The sequence below is a fragment of the Coriobacteriaceae bacterium genome (assembly GCA_025992855.1).
Taxonomy (GTDB): domain Bacteria; phylum Actinomycetota; class Coriobacteriia; order Coriobacteriales; family Coriobacteriaceae; genus Collinsella.
The window spans coordinates 1,919,903-1,943,882 of sequence record DAJPGB010000001.1 but is presented as its reverse complement, the minus strand read 5'-3'; the positions used below and the strand labels follow the sequence as shown (position 1 = coordinate 1,943,882).

14 protein-coding genes are annotated in these 23,980 nt (G+C 61.8%); 13 read left to right on the top strand and 1 reads right to left on the bottom strand.

The window, feature by feature from the left end:
• The first annotated feature begins 3 nt into the window (after positions 1-3).
• From OIL88_08245 to OIL88_08190, 12 genes are all read left to right on the top strand, one after another.
• Positions 4-3,675, top strand: coding sequence for a UvrD-helicase domain-containing protein (locus OIL88_08245; GenBank protein ID HJI72348.1), 3,672 nt, complete (start codon positions 4-6; stop codon positions 3,673-3,675).
• 136 nt (positions 3,676-3,811) lie between these two features.
• Positions 3,812-4,321, top strand: a complete 510-nt coding sequence (locus tag OIL88_08240) for a DUF3284 domain-containing protein (protein ID HJI72347.1) — start codon at positions 3,812-3,814, stop codon at positions 4,319-4,321.
• Positions 4,322-4,424: 103 nt separating this feature from the next.
• Positions 4,425-5,624 carry an MFS transporter gene (locus OIL88_08235; protein ID HJI72346.1) on the top strand — a complete coding sequence of 400 codons (1,200 nt, stop codon included), beginning with the start codon at positions 4,425-4,427 and terminating at the stop codon, positions 5,622-5,624.
• 240 nt (positions 5,625-5,864) lie between these two features.
• The gene (gene dnaE / locus OIL88_08230) at positions 5,865-9,668 is read left to right on the top strand and encodes a DNA polymerase III subunit alpha (protein ID HJI72345.1); all 3,804 of its coding nucleotides are present in this window, start codon (positions 5,865-5,867) and stop codon (positions 9,666-9,668) included.
• 28 nt (positions 9,669-9,696) lie between these two features.
• On the top strand, positions 9,697-13,161 hold the full coding sequence (locus tag OIL88_08225; GenBank protein ID HJI72344.1) for a DEAD/DEAH box helicase: 3,465 nt from the start codon (positions 9,697-9,699) through the stop codon (positions 13,159-13,161).
• A 150-nt stretch (positions 13,162-13,311) separates the two neighbouring features.
• Positions 13,312-13,674 carry a desulfoferrodoxin family protein gene (locus tag OIL88_08220; GenBank protein ID HJI72343.1) on the top strand — a complete coding sequence of 121 codons (363 nt, stop codon included), beginning with the start codon at positions 13,312-13,314 and terminating at the stop codon, positions 13,672-13,674.
• 117 nt (positions 13,675-13,791) lie between these two features.
• Complete coding sequence (locus OIL88_08215; GenBank protein HJI72342.1) at positions 13,792-15,777, top strand: hypothetical protein; 1,986 nt, start codon at positions 13,792-13,794, stop codon at positions 15,775-15,777.
• Positions 15,778-15,941: 164 nt separating this feature from the next.
• On the top strand, positions 15,942-16,463 hold the full coding sequence (gene ruvC, locus OIL88_08210) for a crossover junction endodeoxyribonuclease RuvC (protein ID HJI72341.1): 522 nt from the start codon (positions 15,942-15,944) through the stop codon (positions 16,461-16,463).
• Positions 16,463-17,083: a Holliday junction branch migration protein RuvA gene (ruvA, locus tag OIL88_08205; GenBank protein HJI72340.1), complete on the top strand. Its 621-nt coding sequence runs from the start codon at positions 16,463-16,465 to the stop codon at positions 17,081-17,083. The genes ruvC and ruvA overlap by 1 nt, the downstream gene beginning before the upstream one ends.
• On the top strand, positions 17,083-18,150 hold the full coding sequence (gene ruvB, locus OIL88_08200; protein HJI72339.1) for a Holliday junction branch migration DNA helicase RuvB: 1,068 nt from the start codon (positions 17,083-17,085) through the stop codon (positions 18,148-18,150). The genes ruvA and ruvB overlap by 1 nt, the downstream gene beginning before the upstream one ends.
• Before the next feature lie 144 nt (positions 18,151-18,294).
• Entirely contained in the window at positions 18,295-19,962 is a 1,668-nt protein-coding gene (locus tag OIL88_08195; GenBank protein HJI72338.1) for a formate--tetrahydrofolate ligase, read from the top strand.
• Positions 19,963-20,140: 178 nt separating this feature from the next.
• The gene (locus OIL88_08190; GenBank protein HJI72337.1) at positions 20,141-21,130 is read left to right on the top strand and encodes a hypothetical protein; all 990 of its coding nucleotides are present in this window, start codon (positions 20,141-20,143) and stop codon (positions 21,128-21,130) included.
• Between the two features lie 12 nt (positions 21,131-21,142).
• Here the strand turns inward: OIL88_08190 and OIL88_08185 are convergent, their stop codons facing one another.
• Positions 21,143-22,324: a cation diffusion facilitator family transporter gene (locus OIL88_08185; protein ID HJI72336.1), complete on the bottom strand. Its 1,182-nt coding sequence runs from the start codon at positions 22,322-22,324 to the stop codon at positions 21,143-21,145.
• Between the two features lie 218 nt (positions 22,325-22,542).
• On the opposite strand from OIL88_08185, the gene OIL88_08180 reads away from it, so the two are divergent.
• Positions 22,543-23,880 (top strand): hypothetical protein, encoded by a 1,338-nt coding sequence (locus OIL88_08180; GenBank protein HJI72335.1) that lies wholly within the window; start codon positions 22,543-22,545, stop codon positions 23,878-23,880.
• Positions 23,881-23,980: the final 100 nt, after the last annotated feature.

The window sequence follows — 23,980 nt, the reverse complement described above, 5'->3', positions numbered from 1 at the left end:
GCCATGGATCTTTCGACTTTGATGCCGCAACAGCTGCAAGTCGTCAAAACGCTCGACCGTCCGCTATTTGTCTCGGCGGGTGCCGGTTCGGGCAAGACCTTTACCCTCACGCGCCGCATCGTCTACGCGCTCTCGCCCGAATCCGGTCCGTTTGTCGAGCATCTGGATCAGGTGCTCGCCATTACCTTTACCAAAGATGCCGCGGCCGAGATCCGTGACCGCGTGCGTCGTGCGCTTATCGACGAGGGTATGGACGAAGAGGCCCTGACCGTCGACGACGCTTGGATCTCGACCATTCATGGCATGTGCTCGCGTATCCTGCGCGCGCACGCGCTGGAGCTGGGCATCGATCCCGAGTTTACGGTGCTCACCGATACCGACGAGCTTATGGATCAGGCTGTCGAGCATGTGCTGGGGCGCGCGACGGCGCCCGATGCCGCGCCTGAGCTCGCCGCCTCGCTTAAGGCCCTCTACGCTTGGTATCCCATGGCGGGCGAGGGCGGGCCGTTTGGCGCCGGTACCACCATCAAAGGTCTGGTGCGCGACCTGCTGGAGCTATCGAGCCAGCTGCCGGGCGGCATGGACGATGTGTGCGTGGCGCGCGGCCAGGCCGACACCTCTGCGCTTGCCGACGCCTATCGCGCAGCGTTGGGTGCGAGCAAGGCCGCGACCGAGAAAGCGCAGGTGGCACTCGATGCCATCGACGCGTTTGAGGCGAGCGGCAAAACCATGGAGGATGCGGCGCGACTCATGATGTCGTGCAGCATGCCTCGGGCGAGCAAGGCGTTTCCTAAGGAGCAGGTGGAGCTGCTCAAGGCCGAGGCCGCCGATGCATTTATCAATATCGTGCTTGCCTGCGGCGGTCCGGCGCTCGATGCGCTGACGGGGCTCGCCCGTGCCGTGGAGGCGGAGTACCGCGCGCTCAAGGCCGACCAGTCCGCGCTCGATAATAACGATCTGCTGCGCATGGCATATGAGGCACTGCGCGATTATCCCGCCATCCGAGCTGCCTACGAGGGCCGCTTTAAGATGGTCATGATCGATGAGTTCCAGGACACCGATCAGATGCAGGTCGATCTGATTCGCTACCTGACGGGTGCGGGCGAGCGCGCGCTGTGCACGGTGGGCGACGCGCAGCAGTCGATCTATCGCTTCCGTGGTGCCGAGGTCGAGGTCTTCCGCCGCCAGGAGCGCAAGGTGGGCGCTTCGGGCGCGGCGGTGGCTGCCGGCACCCCGGGTTCCGTTCTCGCTTCGTCCGGGGTGCCGGCTTCGTCCGGGGCACCAGCCGGCGAGCTCGTCAAACTCGTGCGCAACTTCCGCAGTCACGACGAGGTCCTGCGCTACGTGGCGCGTGTCTTTGACGGCGATACCGGCGGCCTTATGCAGGGCTTTTTGGATCTTGAGCCGAGCGATGAGCGCGAAGACAAGCTCAGGGCAGAGGCATCGCGTCGGCAGGCGTTGCTCGTTGTCGGCGGCAACACCCAGGAGCGAACGCAGGCGAAAGCTCGTGCGATTGCCGAGCGTTTCCGTGCGCTTGCCGATAAAAAACAGCCTCAGGGCGATATGGTGTTGCTGCTGGGCCGTATGACCAACGCCGATGTCTACGCCCAGGCTTTTCGCGACCAGGGACTCGACTGCGTCATCGCGGGCGGCTCGGTCTTTGCCCAGGCTGCCGAGGTACAGACGATTCGCGCCCTGGTGTGCGCGCTTGCCAATCCGGCGGACACGGCACAGGGACTCATGCCGCTGCTGGCCTCGCCGATGTTTGCGCTCGGTGCCCAGGAGTTTTTGGCGCTGGCGACCAAGCTCGACGAGCAGACGGGGGAGACCTCGCGCCGCAATATCGATGCGGGTATTATGAGCGACTGCGACGTGCCCGGCCTGCAGGATCTACCGCTGCTGACGCGCGCCCGCGAGGTGCTGCGCTATGCGTTCCGTCGCGTAGGCCGTGATTCGTTTGCCGTTATCGCTCGCGATGTGGTTAACGCCTCGGGCTGGTTCGTGCGCCTGGCGCAGCGTGGCCCCGAGGGCAAGGCCATCGCCGCTAACGTGCTCAAGGCGCTCGATGCCGTGGCCGAGGCAGAGGCCGAGTTTGGCAACTCGCCGCGCTCCATCGCGCTCGCCTTCGATCGCTTCTTGGCGGGCAAGGAGGCGCCGGGCGCGCTCAACGAGGAGGGTGACGGCGCGGTGCGCATCATGACGGTGCATGCCTCCAAGGGTCTGGAATATCCGGTCGTGGCGGTCGCGGAGTGCTTTGGCGTGCGTAAGTCCTCGGGTGCGGCACAGATGGGTCGCGTCAAGGGTGGAGCGCAGGTCGTGGCACTGCCGGCACGCTTCGACGGCGTTAAACTCGCGGACGGAACTTTTGTGAAGGGCGACGACGTTAAAAAGCAGTTTGAGCATGCGTTTAAGGGCAAGGGCACGTCGCTATGGCTGCCGCCGGAGCTCATGGAGGACGTCTGCGCGACGGGTTCTCCCGCTGAGGCATTTGCTCGCCTGCGCAACGACGACCTGCGGCTCTCGCTCGAAGAGCGGGCTCGTTTGCTCTATGTCGCCATGACGCGTGCGCGAGAGCTGGTCATTCTGGCGATGGATGCCGGCGTGAGCCGTGGCAAGGTGACGGCGCCGACCTTCGACGTCGAGACCGATCTGACCTACGACGTGCTGCGCCGTATTTTGCCGACCGACGCTCTGGACATGCCGCAGCTCGATGCCGACCGCCTGGTGTTCGACAACTCTCAGTCGGGCGACTACGAGCTCATTTCGCTCGCGGACTTTACCTTTGGCGAGCAGGCGTTTGAGGCCAACGCTTCACTGGATGCCGAGGGCAGGCTTGTCCGCGGCGATGCGGAGCCGGAGGGTGCCGGTGCAGATACCCGCGCCGCCGTTCCCGGTCCTGCTGACCCCGAGCCCGATGCGTTTGAGCTCGTGTATCCCCGGGCGGTGGGCGTGCGCATGGGCACCTGCCCGTATCCGGCGCGCGATTCGTACAGCTACTCGTCAATCGCCGCGGCGCTGCATGCCGAGTCCGAGGACCGTGCCGCCGAGGCGCGCGTGCCCATGGACGAGGCAGGCGATGATGCAGAGTCGGATGGTTCCGAGATGACGGATGCAGACGTGGCCGCTGTCGAGCCCGCCGGCAATCCCATGGCGCTGGGCTCGGCGTTCCATGCCGCCTGCCAGTGGCTCATCGAGATGGGTGCCGATGCGCTGCCCGCCGCGCGTGCCGATGCACTGGCGCGCCAGTGGCGCCTGACGCCGGAGCAGCGCGAACGCTTCGACGTTGCCCTGGACCGCTGGCTCAAGTCGGCTGTTCGTGCCGACCTGCTTGCGTGGCCGTGCGTTCGCGCCGAGGTGCCGTTCTTTTCGCTGGGCTGCGAGGACGAGGACATCGCTCGCTACGGTGCCTATGCCGAGGGCGCCATCGACGCTTTGGCGACGAACCCGGCGGATTCGTCACGCGCGCTGGTCATCGACTACAAGACGGGCGGCACACCGGACGAGACGCCGGAACAGTTGCAGGAGAAGCACGTCCTGCAGGCGCGCGTCTACGCTGATGTTCTACACAAGGCGGGCTTTGAGGCCGTGACCGTCAAGTTCGTCCGCGTGGAGCAGCCGGATCCAACCATCTTCGTCGAACCCGCCGAACCTCAAGTAGTCACCTACAACCTTTAGCCCTCAGATAACTTGCGGTGGAATACGGACTGTTTTGGCCAAAAAAGCCGCCAAACAGTCCGCATTTCACCGCAACGCATGGGAGAGCCTGGGGCGGTACAATGGCTCGAACGGTTCAAACGAATAAGGAGCCATCATGCAGCTCACCAAAACGCTTAAGGTGACGCCGGAGGAGCTTTTTGACGCTCTGGCGGGGTCCATCATGCAGGATATCGAGAACGCCACGGGCAAGCGTCCCAGCCGCAACAAGCTCAACGGCTATAAGTACGAGAAGCGCGCCCAGTCCGCAAAAGGCAAGGCCAAGGGCACGGCGATCAAGGTTAAGATTAAGCACTTTGACTACCCGTGTCTCTATGAGGTCCGTTTTCAGTATGCGGCGGGCATCAATACCATGCGCTATGAGGCTGCACCTGCTGGCGATGGTGCCTGCGAGCTCACCTATACCGAGGATTTTCAGGGTGTGGGTGGCAACACGTCTGGCACGCGCGGCAAGCTCGGCCTCTTCTTCTATGAGCGCAAGCTCAAGAGCCACGCCAACCAGACGATTGATCAAATCGTCAAATACATCGAGGGTGAGCACCGCGTAAAGGCTAATCCCGCCTTCGCCGATGATACTGCCGAAAACGCTTCGGATGTATTCCAGTGATACCCTGTGCAAAAGCTTTACCGCTCTTCACATCAACTGTAAACACTTCAGACTTCGAGTCAGTAGCGAGCGACCTGACAAAATTAGTTGATGGAAGTGCCAAATGAATAAGAATGCCACTGCGCAGCTGCACATCTATTCCGCCTTTTTCGTTCTCGCGGGATTTGTTTTAAATCGGGGAGTGTTTCTACTTTTCCTTGCGGATAAAGGAATGTCTGTCACGGAAATCGCGCTTTATCAAGCCCTGTACAACATTGCAACGGTCGCCCTCGAGCTACCAACAGGGCTGGTAGGCGATTTCTTTGGAAAGAAGTTCTCGATTCAAGTGGGCGTTCTGCTTCTTTTCTTCCATACGGCTGGCATGCTGCTGCTCTCAGGCCCCTTTCTCGTCGCGCTTTCCCTTGTTGAGGCACTCGCCTACTCCCTTCAATCGGGATCCGAACAAGCACTTTTATATGAAATTGCCCGAAATGCCGGTCAAGGAGAGCGCTTCCTCACCATCAACGCTCAGCTGCTCGCCGCGCAATCAATCGCGACGGGAGTGGCAATCGTACTTGGATCATTCATTGCCCAAATATCTTGGAGTGCACTCTACGTATGCGTTTCCGTTTTCTATCTTCTGCAGCTTTTCCTTCTGTATCCCATTGAGAGGATGGAAGCGACCCATTCCAAAAACTCTGGGGAGGAAAGGTTTGACGTAGCCAAGATCTTCAGACGCGAAACCTGGTGCATTGGAGAATCCGCTTTTGCGGTATTGCTTCTTCTAATCGGCACAAGCATGCTCGATGGATTCTATGGGAGTTATTACAACTTGAATCAGTTGGTATTCGACGCATTTGATGCTCCCGTCTCCATAATAGGAATCTTTTTCGGTGCATCCTATGCAGTAAATGCGATGGCCTACATTGCAGCAGATTTCTTCTCATCGCGTTTCGGGAAAAGAAATACCATGCTCGGCTCGATGCTAATCGAGGCTGGCCTTTTCATGATTCTTCCGTGGTTCGCTTCAAATCCGCTGTGTTTGTTTGGCCTTAGCATGGTGCTTTGTTTTCTCCCAGAAGTGGTGTACATCACTTCGGAAAACTTAATCCAAGACGCGATAGCGGACGATCTCCGCGCGACGATCCTTTCCGTCGCGTCTCTGGTAAGGGCTCTCTTTTCCGCAATGTTTTTCTCCATATTTGGACATGTGTTGGGGTTATATCCCATTCAGATAGCGCTCGGTATTATTGGTGCAATCGCGATAACAATTACCGCCGTTGTTTCATTAAAAATGGTAGGAATACAGGTCTCCAAGAATTGATATATCGATTGACGAGCTGCCCGAAGCGTCGAGCCTTCTTGATGGACATGACTATTCGTCACAAATCATTCCGCGCATCGCCGGGGTTCCAGTAATACTCGATATATCTGGATGCCCTCATTCCCCTTTTTAAAGGTCCCAAAAAGACTACCCGTGTTGGTTTGGCTAGGTTCGGGTGGCGTCCGCGCCGTGCGGTAAAATCGTTCAGTCAGAACACGAACCCGCATCGGAGCTCATCACATGGCATTCGTCCATCTGCACAATCACACTGTTTTCTCCATGCTCGACGGCGCAACCCGTATCCAGGATATGGTCAACCGTGCCGTTGAGCTGGGCATGCCTGCCGTGGCCATTACCGACCACGGCTACATGTACGGCGTGCCCGATCTGGCGCTGGCCTGCGACGCCGTCAACCACAACACGCCCGAGTACAAGACGTGGAGCCACGACAAGGCCTTCTTGGAAAAGGACCGCCGCGACGAGCTGGTGGAGCCCGACCCCGAGGCAAACCCGCGCGAGCATGCCCAGTACGTCAAGGACATGGCCATGTGGGACGAGAAGGGCAATATCGACGAGCTCAAGCCGCCGCTGGTCATCAAGCCCATCTTTGGCTGCGAGGTCTACTTTACACCGGACGAGACGCTCGCCCGCGACCACAAGCCCGAGCTCTACCATATGATCCTTCTGGCCAAGGACCAGGAGGGTTACGTCAACCTGATGCAGACGGTCTCCGAGGCCGCCGTGCAGGGCTTTTACTACAAGCCGCGCGTGACGCTCGACAACCTGCGTCGCCATGCCAAGGGCATGATCTGCACGAGCGCCTGTATCGCCGGCATTATCCCCAAATACATCGACCGCGGCGACATGGAAGGCGCCATCAAGTGGGCCGAGACCTTCCGTGATACCTTCGAGCCCGGGGACTTTTATATCGAGATCCAGGAACACGGCATTACCACCGATAACGGCCTGACCGACGAGCAGATGGACCGCACGCTCATCGACATCGCCAAGCAGGTGGGCGTCAAGGTTATCGCCACCAACGACTTCCACTACCTGCGCCGCGAGGACGCGCCCGTGCAGGACGTCATCATGTGTATTGGCATGAATGCCAAGGTCGACGACCCCAACCGCATGCGCATGACCGGCTCGGAGTTTTACATGAAGACCGAGGAGGAGATGCGGGCGATGTTCCCGTATTGCCCCGAGGCCTGCGACAACACGCTCGAGATCGCCGACAAGTGCTACGTGGAGCTGGACTGGGACTCCATCATCCTGCCGCGCTTCCCGCTGCTCGATCCCGGCGAGACGCACGAGAGCCAGTTCCGCCGCGAGTGCGAGAAAGGCCTGCGCCAGCACTACGGCGACGACTGGGCCACGCGCGAGATCGGCGGCGTCAACATCAAAGAGCGCTTTGAGTACGAATACAAGGTCATCTGCGACAAGGGCTTTGCCGCCTACTTCTTGATCGTTGCCGAGTACGTGCAATGGGCTAAGGACAACGGCATCGGCGTCGGCCCCGGCCGTGGCTCGGCCGCCGGCGCTATCGTCGCCTACGCCATGAACATCACCGCGTTCGACCCGCTCGAGAACGGCCTGATGTTCGAGAGGTTCCTGTCCCCGCAACGTACCGAGATGCCCGATATCGATATGGACTTCGACGATGAGCGGCGTCTCGAGGTCGTGGAGCACGTTCGCCAGCTCTACGGCCCCGAGAAGGTCACCCACGTCATCACCTACTCGACCATCAAGGCCAAGCAGGCCATCAACGATGCCGCGCGCGTCCTGGACTACCCGGTCTACATGGGCCAGCGTCTGTCCAAGATGGTCTCGAGCGACCCCAAGGTCAAGCTCAAGCAGGTGCTCGACAAACAACCCGGCAAAGAGGACCTCTTTAACCCCGATTTTGCCGAGGCCTATAAAAAGGACGACGACGCCCGCCGCATCATCGACACGGCGCTCTCTATCGAGGGCCTCACCCGTGGCGAGGGCGTGCACGCGTGCGCCGTTCTGATCTGCCGTGACCCCGTCAACGAGCACGTGCCCACCAAGCTCGACACCAAGGGCGGCGTCGAGATCACCCAGTACGAGGGCCATACCGTCGCCGACATGGGCCTGCTCAAGATGGACTTCCTGGGCCTGCGTACGCTGACGGTTATCTCCAAGGCCAAGGCCAACATCAAAAAGAACTTCGGCATCGACATCAAAGAGGAAGAGATTCCCTTTGACGATCCCGAGATCTTTAAGCTCATGGGCTCCGGTCACACTGCCGGCGTCTTCCAGGTCGAGTCCGCCGGCATGACGGCCACGATCAAGAACATGAAGCCCACCGAGTACAAGCACGTCGTAGCATTGATCGCCCTGTACCGCCCGGGCCCGCTGGGCGCCGGCATGGTCTCGTCCTACATCAACCGTATGAACGGCAAGGAGCCGGCGGTCTCCTACGACGACCGCTTGGACGACATCCTGGGCGAAACCTACGGCACCATGGTCTACCAGGAGCAGGTTATGCTCATCTCCGTCGAGATGTGCGGCTTCTCCAAGGGCGAATCGGACTCGCGTATCCGTAAGCCCGTGGCTAAGAAAAAGATCAAGCTGCTCACGTCGACGGTGCTGCACTGGGAGGATGGCTCGGACGAGACCACCTACGACCACTGGATGAACGGCGCCATCAAGAACAACTACACGCGTGAGGTCGCCCAGAAGATTTGGGACGATGTTCTTGAGTTCGCGTCCTACGCCTTTAACAAGTCGCACTCCGCCGGCTATGCCATTCTGGTTATGCAGACGGCGTGGCTCAAGGCGCACTATCCGCACGAGTACATGGCGGCCGTTCTGACGTCCTACACGGGCAAGACCGACAAGATCGTGCACTACGTCTCGGCGTGCCGTCACGACGGCATCCCCGTGCTGTCGCCAGACGTCAACGAGTCCGGCACCGAGTTCACGGCTACCAAGGAAGGCGTGCGCTTTGGTCTGGCCGGCATCCGCGGCGTGGGCACCGGCGTGGCGCAGGCGATTATCGCCGAGCGCGAGGCGGGCGGCCCGTTTAAGACGCTGCACGACTTTGTCGATCGCGTGGACTCGAGCCAGGCCAACCGCCGCGTGATCGAATCGCTGATCAAGGCAGGTGCCTTCGACTCCACGGGCTATCCGCGCCGTCAGATGATGCACTTTGTGGACAAGAACAACCCCGAGAACATCATCGACGCCGCGGTGAAGCGCCAAAAGGACCGTGCGAGCGGCCAGACGTCGTTCTTCGACATGTTTGGTGACGTTGAGGGCTCGGGCTTCGAGGTCAGCGTGCCCGATCCGGATGGCCAGGAATGGGACCGCCACCTCAAGCTGAGCCAGGAGAAGGAGGTTCTGGGCATCTATGTCTCGGACCACCCGCTGCGCCCGTTTGAGTATGCGCTCAGCAAAGCGCGCGACTTCTCGTTCTCGCAGATCGACACTGGCTACGAGGTGCAAAACCCCACGGGCGGTACCATCAACCAGGAGATTCCCGAGGGCAAGGCTCTGTGGTGGGCCGGTATGGTCTCGAGCGTATCCAAGCGCGTGACCAAAAACGGCGACCCCATGGGCATCGTGCAGCTCGAGGACATGGAAGGCGAGGCCACCGTCGTCGTGTTCCCCAAGACCTATAAAGAGGCCGAGGGGTACCTGTACGGCGAGGTCGATCCCGAGACCGGCGCGCAGCTGTCCGATGCCTTTGTGCGCATTAAGGGCAAACTCGAGCGCTCGGACCGCGGCGACCAGATCATCGCGCAGGAGATCGTGCCGCTCGAGCTCAACGAAGAGAACAACAAGCCCAAGGTGTTTGAGGTCATGGTGCCCAACAGCCGCTTTAGCCAGGGCAATATGGCGCGCCTGGCCACGGTGCTCACCGCTAACCCGGGCGGCGACCGCGTGGAGATCTTTATCGAGCAGGTGGACGGGCGCGTGCTGCGTGCCGAGGTACCTGCCAAGGTCAACGCGCGTTCGATTCCGCTGCTGGCCGAGGCCAAGGCCATTGTGGGTAACCAGGGCCGCGTGACGGTGATCTAAGCTACCCCGGGTGAGATTGGAGGAAGTGATGGCGCAGGGGACGTTTGTGCAGGCGCTTCGCAAAGAGGCGGCGTTGAGCGGCACCTTTATGAAGGGGCGTTCGCTCATGCTCAACGGCGCCGTGCTGTCGATCGAGGACAGCGGCTCGCGCTTCTCCAAAAACGTGACGGTTGAGGGCTCGGTGCGCGGCTCGCGCGGCGACCTGTACAAGACGCACGTGGCGCTCGACATGGACGAGCACGAGGTGATCGACTACGACTGCGATTGTCCCGCCGCCTATCGTTACCCCGGTATGTGTAAGCACGCTATTGCCACGGCGCTGGCGTATTTGGATGCCAGCGGCGCCGAGCCCGTCGAAGGTTTGCGCACGCCGGTTCGCACGTTTACGGCGCAGCCGAAACAGCCCGCGCGCGCCGCGTCCGCCGCGCCGGCCGTCAACCCCAACTTTCCCTTCCCGGCGCCCGTCCCCACGAGCCCGAGCCTTGTGGCGGCGCTTTCCGATCTTTCGGACGCGCGCATGGATGAGCTGGCGAGCATGCGCCGCAAGCTTGCCGGTGCCGTTGATCCCGACGCCCCCAAAGCGGCGTTGGAGCCCTCGTTGGTGCCGTACTACAATCCGCTGTTCGCTGACCGCTTTAGCTGGGCGCTCGAGTTCCGCATTCGCTGTGGATCGGTCTCCTACGTGGTCAAGGACATCGACGGCATGGCCGATGCCTACGTGCGCGGCGGCACGTTCTCCTATGGCAAGAAGCTCACGTTTGTCCATTCACCTGAGGCCTTTGACGAAACATCGGCAAAGCTGCTCAACCTTGTTGCGACGACAGTTGCCTATCTCGATGACATCACAAGCTCGCGTTCGGCGTCGTACGACTTTGCCCGCAGTGGTTTTGTTGCCGAGCGTCAGTTGCCGCTGTCCGAGCATAGCATCGTATATGTGCTGGACCTGCTGCGCGGCCAGACCATCTCCTTTGAGCCCGCCTGGTCGCGGGGGACGACGACGCATCGCACCTACGACGTGGCGGTTGAGCTATCTCCGCAAGGGGAGGACGAGGCGTCCGCTAAGCACCCACCACTCCTTGCCGCCAAAATCGCGCCGGCGGCTGGTGGTAGCTATGACCTGCGCCTGCCCGCCGATATGTACTGCTTTGCGTCGGGCGATGCCGCCTACTTGGTTGACACGCACCGCGCGCGCCGTACCGACGCTGCATTTGCTCAGCATGCCGCACCTTTTTTGTCGCGCTTGCTGCCGTGCCGCACGCCCGCCCATATTGCCGCCGAGCAGGTGGGTGAGTTCTGCCGTATGGCGCTGCCCATTTTGCGCGACTACACCGACCTCACCGCGCCCGCCGCGCTCGATACCGTGGCACCCGAGCCGAGCTTTGCCATGGCGATCGGCGTCGACGATGGGCTCGTGACCTGCAAAATTACGGTTACCTACGGCGATTGGTCGGCGGATCTCTTTAGCCTGGGCGCTCCGGGCAGTCCCTTTGAAGAGCAGCGCCCCGGCGTGCCGCCCCGCGACGTGGTGGCGGAGTTTCGCGTTATGGACATGGCGGCCCTGTATTTCGACTTTTACGAGGGCGGCCTGGCGTTTGAGGAGCGCGATGACGCCCGCTTGTTCTGCCTGCTGACCGAGGGTCTGTCCGCCCTGTCCGAGCTGGGTGAGGTCATGCTCAGCGACCGTCTGCGCCAGATTTCGGTGCGTCCCGCGCCCAAGCTTTCGGTGCGTGCAACCGTCAAGAGTAACCTGCTCGACGTCGAACTGGGCGCGAGCGGCCTTTCGGCGGCAGACCTTGCCATCTATCTGGACTCCTACAAGCGCCACCAGACGTTTGCGCGCCTGACGTCCGGCGACATCGTACGCCTGGACGAGAGTGCCCGTGCCGCGTTTGGTCTTGCCGAGGACCTGGGCGTCGATGCGGTCGACTTGCTCGACGGCGTGTCGCTTCCCGTGTCGAGTACCCTGTTTGTCGATAGCATGCTTGCACGCACGCCCGCGCTCGAGGCCGATCGCGACGCTGCGTTCCGCCGTACCGTCGAGCGCCTGGACACGCTCGGCAAGATGGACTTTACGGTGCCGGCATCGCTCAAGGCAACGATGCGCGGCTACCAGGTCGACGGATACCAGTGGCTCGGCTCGCTCGAACACCTGGGCCTTGGCGGCATCTTGGCCGACGACATGGGCCTGGGCAAAACGCTCCAGATGATTGCGCATATCCTGGCGCGCGTGGAGGCGGGGGACACCAAGCCCACGCTCGTGGTATGCCCGGCCTCACTCGTGTACAACTGGACTGCCGAGCTGGAGCGCTTTGCCCCGTCGCTCGATGTGTGCGCCATTGTGGGCGCCAAGGCTCAACGCCGCGTGCAGATCGCCGGCGTGGCCGAGCATAGCGTGGTCGTGACGTCGTATGACCTTATGCGGCGCGATATCGACGAGTACGTCGAGCAGGATTTTGCCCGCGTGGTGCTCGATGAGGCACAGTACATTAAAAATCCGCTCACGCAGGTGGCGCGCGCCGCCAAGCGCCTGCCTGCCGGCGTGCGCTTTGCCCTGACGGGCACGCCCATCGAAAACCGCCTGTCCGAGCTCTGGAGCATCTTCGACTTTTTGATGCCGGGCCTTTTGGGGACGCGCGAGTCGTTTGCCAAGCGCTTTGAGAGCCTCGTCGAGCATGCCGAGGGCGATAGCGCCGCTCGCCTGCAGGCGCTCGTGTCGCCGTTTGTGCTGCGCCGTGTTAAGGAAGACGTGGTGGCCGACCTGCCCGAGAAGATCGAAGACACCGTCATGGCGCAGCTTACCGGCGAGCAGCGCAAGCTCTACCTGGCCAACCAGGACCGCATCGCCCAGCAGGTGCAGCACCGCGAGGCTGGGGAGTTTAAGAAGGACAAACTCAAGGTGCTCGCCGAGCTCACCAAGCTGCGCCAGATCTGCTGCGACCCGCGTCTACACTACGAGGATTACAAGGCGGGGAGCGCCAAGCTCGATATGTGCATGGAGCTCGTGCACGGCGCACTCGACGGCGGGCATCGCATCCTGTTGTTCAGCCAGTTTACGGGTATGCTCGATATCATCGGTAAGCGCTTGGCCAAGGAGGACATCGCCTTCCTTAAGCTCACGGGCGCTTCGTCTAAGGAGAGCCGCGCCAAGATGGTCGCGCAGTTCCAAGCGGGCGAGGTTCCGGTCTTTTTGATTTCGCTCAAGGCGGGCGGCGTGGGCCTTAACCTGACGGCGGCCGACGTGGTCATCCACTACGACCCGTGGTGGAACGTGGCAGCGCAGGACCAGGCGACCGACCGCGCGCACCGTATTGGCCAGCAACATACCGTGACCGTGTACAAGCTCATCGCCAAGGACACGATCGAGGAGCGCATTATGCAGATGCAGGAGTCCAAGCGCGACCTGGTCAACAGCGTGCTCGGCGGCGACGGCATCTCGTCGGCGCTGTTTACCCGCGAAGATGTTCTGGCGCTGCTGGGCGGCGACGGGCGCTAACCCGCTCGGGTGGGGCCGCCAGGGCGGATAGCGCACGCTGCCCCATCGTCCCCGCCCGTTATGTGTTCATTTGCAATGCCGTGGATGGTTTGTCTGCCTTTGGGCATAAGAACCATCAAGAACATTGGCACGTCAGCAAAGGAGAACATCATGGCGAAATTCTTTAAGGACCCCGACGGTAAGCTCATTGCCGCCCTTGGCAACGACGTTGCAACCCCTGCCGGTTGCACGGAACTGACCGCAAACACTGAGGACGCGGCGCACGAGAAGCACGTGCCTGTTGTCGAGACCGAGCGCGACGGTCACGTGATTCGCGCACGCGTTGGCTCGGTCGAGCACCCCAGCCTGCCCGAGCACTATATTGAGTGGATCGCCCTTGAGGCCGAGGGCCGCTTAGAGGTCCATTACCTTGAGCCCGGCATGAAGCCCGCGACGTTTTTTGCCGGCGGTTCCAAGACCGGTACCGTCTATGCCTACTGCAACCTGCACGGGCTGTGGTCCGCGACGTTCTAGGAGCGCGCCCCCGCTCGGGGTATCATAGCTAGCATATGCACATGCGAGCGCCGACTGCATCATGCGGCCGGCGCTTTTACTACGATTTCGATGGTTTACGACGGAAAGGGCTGAGCCATGAAGCTCGCGCTTGCACAGATCGATATGCGCCTGGGTGATATTGAGGGCATTTGCGGCCGCATCGAGGACCAGGCTCGTCTGGCCCACGAGCGCGGGGCGCGCGTGCTGTGCGTTCCGGCTCCGCTCTTTATGGGCGCCATGCCCGGTGGCCTGGTGGGCGCTGCCGACTTTGAGCACGACATGCTTGCCGGCTTGACTGGTGTCGCTGAGCGCATCCAGGAGCTTGACATGATCTGCATCGTGCCCGCGGCGGTTTCGTTTGAGGGTCAGCCGCTGCTCGACTACATGATGCTCAAGGACGGTCATGTGGTGCCGGCGCGTTCGAGCATTGCCCTGCAGCGTGGCGAGAACAACGACACGCGTTGGGCGCCGCCGGTGTTCGACGTGGACGGCGTGCGCATCGCCGTGATTTTTGACTTGGACCGCGAACTCGAGATGTTGCCGACCGGTGTTGACCTCATTGCGTATTTCCAATTCAATGCGTTTGACATGACCGACCGCGAGACTGCCGCCATTGCCGCCGTTCGCAGCGGCGCCTACCGCAAGATCGCATCCAAGCGCAGCGTGTGGTTTGCCTGTATGGCGCCGGTCGGTGCCTATGACGAGTCGGTGTATACCGGCGGTTCGTTTGTGCTCGACGACTGTGGTCGCGTGGTGGCCCAGGCGCCGTGTTTTGAGGAGAGCCTGCTGGTTCAGGAGATTCAGCGCGGCGTGATGCTCGATGCCCTGGAAGATCACGAACTGCCCGAGTTCCGTTCCGAGGAGTGGCTGTGGCAGGCGCTGGTGCTCGCCGTGCGCGACAACGCCCGGGCCCACGGTGCGTCGCGCGCCGTGGTGGCACTCGAGGGCGACTTGCCGTCGTCCCTGCTGGCGGCGCTGGCCGTCGACGCTCTGGGCCCACGTAATGTGATTGGCCTGGTGCTGGGGCGCAACCGCATCTTTACGCCGGCGCAGGAGGAGGCCGAGGCTGCTCGCTGTGCCGCCGTCCGCGCCATCGCCGAGCGTCTGCACATTCGCACCGTCGAGCGCGATGCACCGGATGCGGCGCGTGTGCTCGACCGCGATGTGTCGGCGGGCGACGCCGAGCGCCTGCGCTCTCGCACGCTGGGCCTCATGCTGGAGGACACGGCGCTCGAGCTGGGTGCGATGGCGTTGAGTCCGCTGTCCAAAACCGAGTACGCGCTGGCGGCGCCGGCGCTTTGCGGCGGCTACCAGGGCGATTACGCGCCCTTTGGCGATGTGTACCTGTCGACGCTTGAGTTTGTGGCGCGCGTGCGCAACCGCACGTCTGCCGTGGTGCCCCAAGAGCTCGTGACGCTCAACGCGGTGGAAGATTGTATGGAGCGCGTGCTGGCGCAGGCGCTCTCGACGCTCGACGGTCCGGTCGATATGCTCGACCGCGCGGCACAGCTGCTCGGCGGGCTCGAGCCGGGTGAGGTCGATGGCGCGCTCGAGGCGCACGTGGACCGCAATCGATCTTTCGACGATATCCCGATGGCCGCTGGCAAGCCTGAGGCCTGCTCGCTGCTGCTGATGCTCGTTCGACAGGGCGAGGCTGCCCGCCGTATGTTGCCGATGGCGCCGATCGTTTCGTCCCGTTCGTTTGCCGAGCGCTCCTGGCCGTACATGCTCGCGTGGTCCGACCTGGGGCTTAACGGCAAGGAGCGTATGACGGTCGATTCGCTGGCGCGCGCCGAGGTGCGCCGTTTTGCTGACGAGGATACGAGTGACCGTATGCGCGGTGAGATGATGGGCATTTTGGGTGAGCTGCTGGGTATTTCGCCCGAGCAGATGGAGGAGCTGCGCTCTGAGGACGGTCAGCGTCGTTTGCACGAGGGCATGAAAAAGTTCGAGGGCGAGGTTCAGGACGCCATCGATAAGATGATGGGCGGCCAGGGTGGCCCGCAGGGTGGACCCCAGGGCACGCCGATGCCGCATCCGCCGGTGGATCCGAGGCAGTTCCCGTTCTTTAGCCAGAACTAGGGCAGACGGAAACATTGCGGGAGAGATTCTCTTACACACATTGCTTCTGCCGAATCTATCTTGCTTTAAGCACTTTGCCCCCGTTGTGTTATTCTAGAACAGACGTTCGTGAATGATGCGCGGGGCCTTGTCTTGCGCTGCGCTTGTGGCGAGGGGAGGTTGGCTTGGTTATCTTGGGCATTGACCCCGGTTTGGCTCATACGGGTTGGGGGATTATCGAGGAGCGGCGTGGCGAGGTTCGCTGCCGTGCCTATGGCTGCATCGAGACCAGCGCGGGTAGTCCGCTCGCGGTGCGCCTGTCGCATATCGCCCGCGACCTCAAGGGCGTCGTGGAGCGTTATCGACCCGATACCGCTGCCATCGAGAGCATTTACTTTGGCGCCAACGTTCGCTCGGCCATCCCTACGGCGCATGCCCGCGGTGCCGCGCTCGTGGCGCTTTCGGAATGCGCGCTCGAGATTGGCGAGTACACGCCTATGCAGATTAAACAGGCTGTTGTGGGCACCGGAGCCGCGGACAAACGGCAGGTCGCGTATATGGTTCGTACGCTCACGCAGCTCGACCACGACCCGCATCCCGACCATGCCGCCGATGCCCTGGCTTGCGCCATCTGCCACGTAAACCTCAGCCGCACCCGTGCCCTTACCGGTGGCGAGTTCTATCAACAGAGAGGAACCGGATACTGATGATTTCCCAGCTCCATGGAACGCTTGTCGAGGCCACGATGAGCTCGGCCGTCGTCGACGTGTCGGGCGTTGGCTTTGAACTCGGCATTTCTGGCGGCACTGCGGCCACGTTGCCGACGCCCGGCGGCGAGGTCCGCCTCTACACGCGTATGCAGGTGCGCGAGGACGCCATGACACTTTTCGGTTTTTCTTCAAAGGATGAGCGCACGATGTTCGACCGGCTCGTGTCCGTCTCGGGCGTTGGCCCGCGCTTGGCGCTCGCCGTACTTTCCACCTATACCGTGGGACAGCTGTATTCCCTGGTGATGGCCGAGGACGACAAGGGCATGGCCAAGGTGCCCGGCGTGGGCAAAAAGACCGCCCAGCGCCTCATCTTGGAGCTCAAGAGCACCTTTGCCAAGGACAAGGGCTTTGTGCCGGTCGATGCGATCCCCGGTCAGGTTGCGATGCCCGTGCCCGCCGCCGCTCCTTCGGCGATCGATGACGCCCGTGCGGCACTCCTTTCCATGGGCTTTAGCCCGCAGGAGACCGATGTCGCTCTGAGCGGGTATGATGGGCAGGATATGCGTGTCGAGGATTTGCTCGGCGCGGCGCTTAAGCGACTCGGAATGGATGCGTGATGTGGGAAGCCGATGACTCTCAGGACCTGTGGGCGACGCCCGGCAACTCGCCGGCGGCATCCATGGCGCACGGCGAGCGCATGGTGGGCTCGGAGCTGACGGCCGAGGACCTCGATGTCGATCGCACTTTGCGCCCCCAGCGCCTGGACGATTACTGCGGCCAGGAGCATATCAAGCAGAGCCTGCGCGTGTTGATCGAAGCGGCGCAGAGCCGTGGCGAGACGCTCGACCACGTGATCTTCTCGGGCCCTCCGGGTCTGGGCAAGACCACGCTGGCTACGGTTATCGCCAACGAGCTGGGCGCTCAGATCAAGACCACGAGTGGCCCTGCCATCGCGCGCACCGGCGACCTGGCAGCCATCCTTACTAACTTGCAGCCGGGTGATGTGCTGTTTATCGACGAGATCCACCGCCTCAACCGTTCGGTCGAGGAGGTCCTGTACCCCGCGATGGAGGACTTTGCCCTCGATATCGTGATTGGCAAGGGTCCGGCGGCGCGCTCGATTCGCCTGGATATTCCCAAGTTTACGCTGGTGGCGGCAACGACCCGCTCAGGCATGTTGACCGGCCCGTTGCGCGACCGCTTTGGCATTTCATATCGCCTGGATTACTACACGGTCGAGGAACTCGCGCAGATTGTTACGCGCTCGGCGACTATCCTGGGCGTGACGATCGACCATCCCAGTGCACTCGAGATCGGCTCGCGTTCGCGCGGCACGCCACGTCTTGCCAACCGCCTGCTCAAGCGCGTGCGCGATTACGCACAGGTGCGCGGCAACGGCCCCATCGAGCTCGATATCTGTCGCCAGGCGCTCGAGTTCTTCGAGATCGATGAGCTCGGTCTGGACTGGATGGATATTCGCATTTTGGAGACGCTCGCTAAGACGTTCTCCGGTCGTGCCGTGGGACTTACGACCCTTGCCAGCGCGGTGGGCGAGGACCCGGGCACGCTCGAGGATGTCTATGAGCCGTATCTGCTGCAGTGCGGGTTGATGATTCGTACGCCGCAGGGCCGTCAGGCAACCCTTCGCACCTTTGAGCACCTGGGGATTGAACCTACCGTTTAGGGCGCTTTGTTTTGGCGGGCTGTTGGGCTATCGCTGGGCATCGGGTAAACATATCGCCGTTCATCGGTTATGGGTGTTTTACTATTGCGCGCCCGTGCTATGCTGAATTGGTCTTTTTCTCATTCGGTAACGAAAGGACCGCCCATGCCTACTGACATCGAAATCGCACGTTCTGTCACGCCGCTGCCTATTACCGAGGTGGCCAAGAACGCCGGCGTCGACGTTAAGCACCTTATTCCGTACGGCTTCGACAAGGCTAAGGTCGACTATTCGCTGCTCAACGAGCCGACCGATCACCAGGCCAAGCTCGTCCTCGTGACCGCTATCAACCCAACGCCTGCGGGCGAGGGCAAGACCACCACGACCATCGGTCTGGCCGATGGCCTGCGTCGTCGCGGCGTCAAGTGTGCCGTGGCCCTGCGCGAGCCTTCGCTCGGCCCCGTCTTTGGTGTTAAGGGCGGTGCTGCCGGCGGCGGCTGGGCTCAGGTGATCCCCATGGAGGATATCAACCTGCACTTTACCGGCGACTTCCATGCTATTGGTGCCGCCAACAACCTGCTGGCTGCCATGCTCGACAACCATATTCAGCAGGGCAACCAGCTCGGCATCGACGTTAAGCGCATCACCTGGAAGCGTGTTGTCGACATGAACGACCGTCAGCTGCGCCATGTTATTGACGGCATTGGCGGCAAGGCCCAGGGAGTGCCGCGCGAGGATGGCTTCGACATCACTGTTGCCTCCGAGGTCATGGCAATCCTGTGCCTGTCCACGAGCATCAATGACCTCAAGGAGCGCCTGGGCGAGATCGTTGTCGGCTACAGCTATGCCGGCGAGCCCGTCCGTGCCCGCGACCTTAAGGCCCAGGGTGCCATGGCCGCGTTGCTTAAGGACGCGCTCAAGCCCAACCTGGTGCAAACGCTCGAGGGCACGCCCGCGTTTGTCCACGGCGGCCCCTTCGCCAACATCGCCCACGGCTGCAACTCTATCATGGCCACGCGTATGGCGATGCGCTTTGGCGATGTTGCCATTACCGAGGCCGGCTTCGGTGCCGATCTGGGTGCCGAGAAGTTCCTCGACATCAAGTGCCGTATGACGGGCGTTCGCCCCAGCGCCGTCGTGGTCGTCGCGACCGCTCGTGCGCTGAAGTACAACGGTGGCGTCGCCAAGGCCGACCTCAACGAGGAGAACCTCGAGGCACTCAAGGCCGGCATGCCCAACCTGCTGCGTCACGTCGACAACATCCAGAACGTTTATGGTCTGCCCTGCGTGGTCGCCATCAACCGCTTCCCGACGGACACCGAGGCCGAGCTTGCACTCATCGAGTCCGAGTGCCAGAAGCTCGGCGTCAACGTTAAGCTTTCCGAGGTCTGGGCCAAGGGCGGCGAGGGCGCGCTCGAGCTTGCCGATGAGGTCATGCGTCTGATTGAGCAGCCGAGCGAGCTCAAGTTTGCCTATGAGGACGGCGCCGATGTGGCCGACGCTCTTGAGGCCATTGCCACCAAGGTCTACCGCGCCGACGGCGTTGACTTTACGCCGGCCGCCAAGCGCCAGCTCGCCGAGCTGCGCGAGAACGGCTTTGGCAACCTGCCGGTGTGCGTGGCCAAGACGCAGTACAGCTTTAGCGACAACGCCAAGGCCCTGGGCGCTCCCGAGAACTTCCGCATCACGGTGCGCGAGCTCAAGGTTTCCGCCGGTGCCCACTTTGTGGTCGCACTGACTGGCAGTGTTCTGACCATGCCGGGCCTGCCCAAGGTTCCCGCGGCCGAGAACATCGACGTCGACAACGACGGCAACATCACCGGCCTGTTCTAAGCCTGCTGCCCATAGCTGCTTGTCCGCCCCGCCGTGCCCACAAGGCCCGGCGGGGCTTTTTATCCTTAGGCCCGCGCATGTCTTGTAGATACCGACGGGCTCTGCCCATCATAGGCTTTTGCGCGGGTAGAATGCATGGATAACGTGATGCTCACGCGCGACGGAAAGGAATCGTTGCATGGATCAGGACAAGACAACCGTGATGGGCGGCTACGGTTCCGCGCAGGCTGGCGATAGCGCCGATGCGACCCGCGTTGTTCCCAACCGCGGTTATACCGACCCCGCCGCGACGCAGCCTTCTGCCGAGCCCACCCGGGTTATGGGCTATGGCGACACGGCGCAGGATTCTTATGCTGCATCTTCGCAAGGCCCCTATGGCAACGCAGCTCCGGACCCGTTTGATTATGCGCCGCAGGATTCTTATGCCGCCTCGACACCGAATCCCTATGATGACCTGCCGCAGAATCCCATTCCGCAGCCTCAGCAGACGACGTATATGCCTCGCACGGCGCAGCCTCGCTATGAGTCGCGCGAGCCGTATCGCGAGTACCCCAAGTCGATTCCGCAATATGGCGAGGACGAGGAGAAGAAGCCGTCGCGTTCGTCGAGCGTGATCAAGAAGATCCTGATTGTGCTGGCGATCTTCTTTGCCCTCTCGATTGTGTTTGCCATCGTGTCGGGCATGCTCAACAAGCGAGGGAGTTCAACGGCCGATACCGCTGCCGAGCAAACCGAATCCGCCTCGTCTAGCACCGTCGATCTGAGCGATATCCCGGGGCAGTACTGGTCCAACGCCAAGAAGCTCCTCAAGTCGCGCGGCGCCGATCTTTCGAATGCCGTGGTCCTGACTGATGATGGCTCAACGCCCGTCGTCGATTCCAACTGGGTCGTTACTTCTGCCTACTATAACGACAACGGCAACCTCGAAATTCAACTCACGCACAAGAATAGCTCGGGCAACTCGTCCGACGGCCAAAGCGGTACCGACAGCTCGAGTTCCAATACGCTGGAGGACTTGAGCAACAAGGCACAGGAGCTTGGGGATAAGGCCCAAGAGCTGGGTGACACGGCTCAGAATCTCGGCGATACCGCGCAGAGCCTGGGCGATATGGCAACGAACGCCTGGGATGCCCTGCAAAACGGCATTTCGGGCGCGCAGGGAAACTAGCTGTTAAGCGGGCTACAGCTGCTCGGCCGGACGCTCGGGCGAGCTGAAGCCCGAGTCAAATGTGACGACGCACGAGACGTCGGGCCGGCGCTCGTGCACGATGCGCGTGACGAGCTCCAGCAGCTCCTCGTCGGATATGTCAAAGCCGTCGGGACGCACCAGGTCAAACGAAACGAACCCGTCGTGCTCGTGCAGGTCGTGGATGGAGAGCGCGGGATCGATCTGCATGACGCCGCGCTTGACCCAGCCGCGCAGGTCGTCGCCGGTGGTGGCGATGGGGTCGCAGTGCAGCGTGATGCCAATGCCCATCTGGCGCTTGATGTCGTGCTCGATGGTGTCCAGGATCTCGTGGTGCTCAAATGCGTCGCCCTCGCCGGGCATCTCCACGTGGGCGCTGGCAAACTGACGACCGGGGCCGTAGTCATGCACCATCAGGTCGTGTGTGCCCAAGACCTGTGGATAGGACATGATCTTGTCGCGGATTGCCTGGACGAGCTTGGGGTCGGGCGCTTGCCCCAGCAACGGGCTGATGGCGTCGCGCACTAGACCCATGCCGCTGATGCAGATGAAGATGCCCACACCCAGGCCTGCCCAGCCATCGAGGTCGAAGCCGGTCGTCTGCGAAATAAGCGCCGCCACCAAGACCGAGCCCGAGGTGATGACGTCGTTTTTGGAGTCCTGTGCTGTGGCGATGAGCGTCTCCGAGTCGATGCGATCGCCCAGCGTGCGGTTGAACGCTGCCATCCAGAGCTTAACGAGCATGGACAAGACGAGGGCGGCTAAGGAGAGCACCGAATATGCAGTGGGGGAAGGCTTGATGATCTTAGTGACCGACTCGAGGATCAGATTGATGCCGACGGCGCAAACCAGGACGGCGACGAACAGGCCGGCTAGGTACTCATAGCGACCGTGGCCATAGGGGTGGCCTTCGTCTGCCGGGCGGCTGGCAAGGCGGAACCCGAGCAGACTCACGATGTTGCTCGAGGCATCGGAGAGGTTGTTGAAAGCGTCGGCGATGAGGGAGACGGAGCCGGCGAGCAGGCCCGCGATGCCCTTGGCCAGGCACAGGGTGATGTTGAGGCCAATGCAGACGAGGCTTGCGGAAAAGCCCGCGTTGGTGCGGCAAGATGCATCGACCGGCTCGCTCTCGCTGCCGGGAACAAGCGTATGTACCAGCCGATTTACAAATAGCATAGCGGTCGTCCTCACAATCATGTTTAAGGGGATAGTGTAGCTCGCGCGGGGGCGCCGTGCACCGATGCTCAGAAAATGCAGCAATAGTCTGCCGGTGCTAACGAGCGAGCCTTCTCGTCTGCATGGGTGGTCCATTTTGGGCCACATGGGTATGGGCATGTGCCTGCTTGCTCGACATACTTAATGTCGACAGCCCCTGTGCAAAGGAGGACGTTTCCATGGACGAGATGTTTGCCATTAAATGTCAAAACTGCGGCGGCCCTATGTACTCGCACCAGGCTAAGCGCAGCTTTGAGTGCGCCTATTGCGGCACGGTCGTTCCGTGGCAGGCTGATGCGGGGGAGCCCAAGAGCGCTCTGGGCATTCGCCATACGCCGCTGACGGTGGTGGATGGACTGCTCAAGCTCACGCATGTGTCGCAACTCGAGCGCCCGGAGGACCCGGACTGGTATTTCTTCAATTCGCACTGGCGCAATCAGTCGGTCCTGGAACATCTGCTGTGGGAGGATCGCGGCACGGCGCAGGAGTTCCAAGAGGCCACGCATGTGAGTATTCCTTGCCCCTTCTGTGGTGCGTCCTTTGAGGGCGAGTCGACCCAGCGCGTGTTTGAGTGCCCGTCCTGCGGCAACAAGATCGGCATTGCCGACCTGCTCAAGCCGGGGACATTTAGCAAGCGTCTGACCATGGGCGTGGGTGCGGAGTATGTGCCGGATCAGGGTATTCCCTGCGAAATCTCGCCGCAGCAGGCACGTGCCAACGCGCTGCAGCTGGTGCGCCAGTACCCGGATGCCTTTGCCGGGCACGACGTGGAAGATGCGATCCAAAACGACATGATGCTCTTCTATTTCCCCATGGCGCTGGCGGACCTGCGCATGATGGCGAGCTTCCCGGGCAAGGGCCTGAGCAAGGAAACCCTGGTGTACTACGAGGTGCTCGACTGGGCATACCCCAGGGCAAACTACCTGGACGTTCGCCTCATGGGCATTTTGGAGCCGTGGGACTTTGCCAAGGTCGGTCCGTTCGATCCCGCCATGCAGGAAGGCGACTTCCGCGTCGTCTCCGTCGATGCATCTACCAAGGACCAGGTTGTCATTGATAAGTTGGCGCTCGACGTTGCGGGCAACGATGCCGAGGCCGTACTGGGGCTCAATAAAAAGAGCATCCGAACCTGGGCGCGCAAGGCCCGCAAGCATAAGGATGGCCTGGTGATGGTGCCGGTCTACTTTGTCGATCGTCCGGCGACGGACGGCCGCGATGACGAGCAGGTGCGCATTGCCGTAAACGGACAGACGGGCCGCGCGGCCGCGGTGGTGTTTAGTGACAAGCGCGAAACGCACGTCGTGGCGCCGCTCAATCCGAGCCTGCATCTGTCCGGTGAGAGCACCGTGCATGCCACGCCCATCGAGGTCAAATACGTTAAGTCGCCGTTTCTGTACCAGATCGTGCGCCGTGGAGGCGGCGAGCAACCGCGCCAGGTTGCAGCGGTTGCCGAGGGTTCCTACCGAGAAGAAAAGCCCAAACGCAAGGGCTTGCTCGCTGCGATTTTTGGGAAGTAGGGGAGTGGTGCCGGTTGGCGCTGCGACGTGAAAGCCGGGGCTACGGGGCAGTTTGCAGGAGTGCGGGCTGCCCCGTTTTTGTGCGATACGGATGCTTCTC

Bases quoted from the DNA above. Each gene is read 5' to 3' on its own strand.
- OIL88_08195 (HJI72338.1), top strand. From the start codon at position 18,295: ATGCCTACTGACATCGAAATCGCACGTTCTGTCACGCCGCTGCCTATT.
- OIL88_08245 (HJI72348.1), top strand. From the start codon at position 4: ATGGATCTTTCGACTTTGATGCCGCAACAGCTGCAAGTCGTCAAAACG.
- dnaE (HJI72345.1), top strand. From the start codon at position 5,865: ATGGCATTCGTCCATCTGCACAATCACACTGTTTTCTCCATGCTCGAC.
- OIL88_08215 (HJI72342.1), top strand. From the start codon at position 13,792: ATGAAGCTCGCGCTTGCACAGATCGATATGCGCCTGGGTGATATTGAG.
- OIL88_08185 (HJI72336.1), bottom strand. From the start codon at position 22,324: ATGCTATTTGTAAATCGGCTGGTACATACGCTTGTTCCCGGCAGCGAG.
- OIL88_08190 (HJI72337.1), top strand. From the start codon at position 20,141: ATGGATCAGGACAAGACAACCGTGATGGGCGGCTACGGTTCCGCGCAG.
- ruvA (HJI72340.1), top strand. From the start codon at position 16,463: ATGATTTCCCAGCTCCATGGAACGCTTGTCGAGGCCACGATGAGCTCG.
- OIL88_08180 (HJI72335.1), top strand. From the start codon at position 22,543: ATGGACGAGATGTTTGCCATTAAATGTCAAAACTGCGGCGGCCCTATG.
- OIL88_08240 (HJI72347.1), top strand. From the start codon at position 3,812: ATGCAGCTCACCAAAACGCTTAAGGTGACGCCGGAGGAGCTTTTTGAC.
- OIL88_08235 (HJI72346.1), top strand. From the start codon at position 4,425: ATGAATAAGAATGCCACTGCGCAGCTGCACATCTATTCCGCCTTTTTC.
- ruvB (HJI72339.1), top strand. From the start codon at position 17,083: ATGTGGGAAGCCGATGACTCTCAGGACCTGTGGGCGACGCCCGGCAAC.
- OIL88_08225 (HJI72344.1), top strand. From the start codon at position 9,697: ATGGCGCAGGGGACGTTTGTGCAGGCGCTTCGCAAAGAGGCGGCGTTG.
- OIL88_08220 (HJI72343.1), top strand. From the start codon at position 13,312: ATGGCGAAATTCTTTAAGGACCCCGACGGTAAGCTCATTGCCGCCCTT.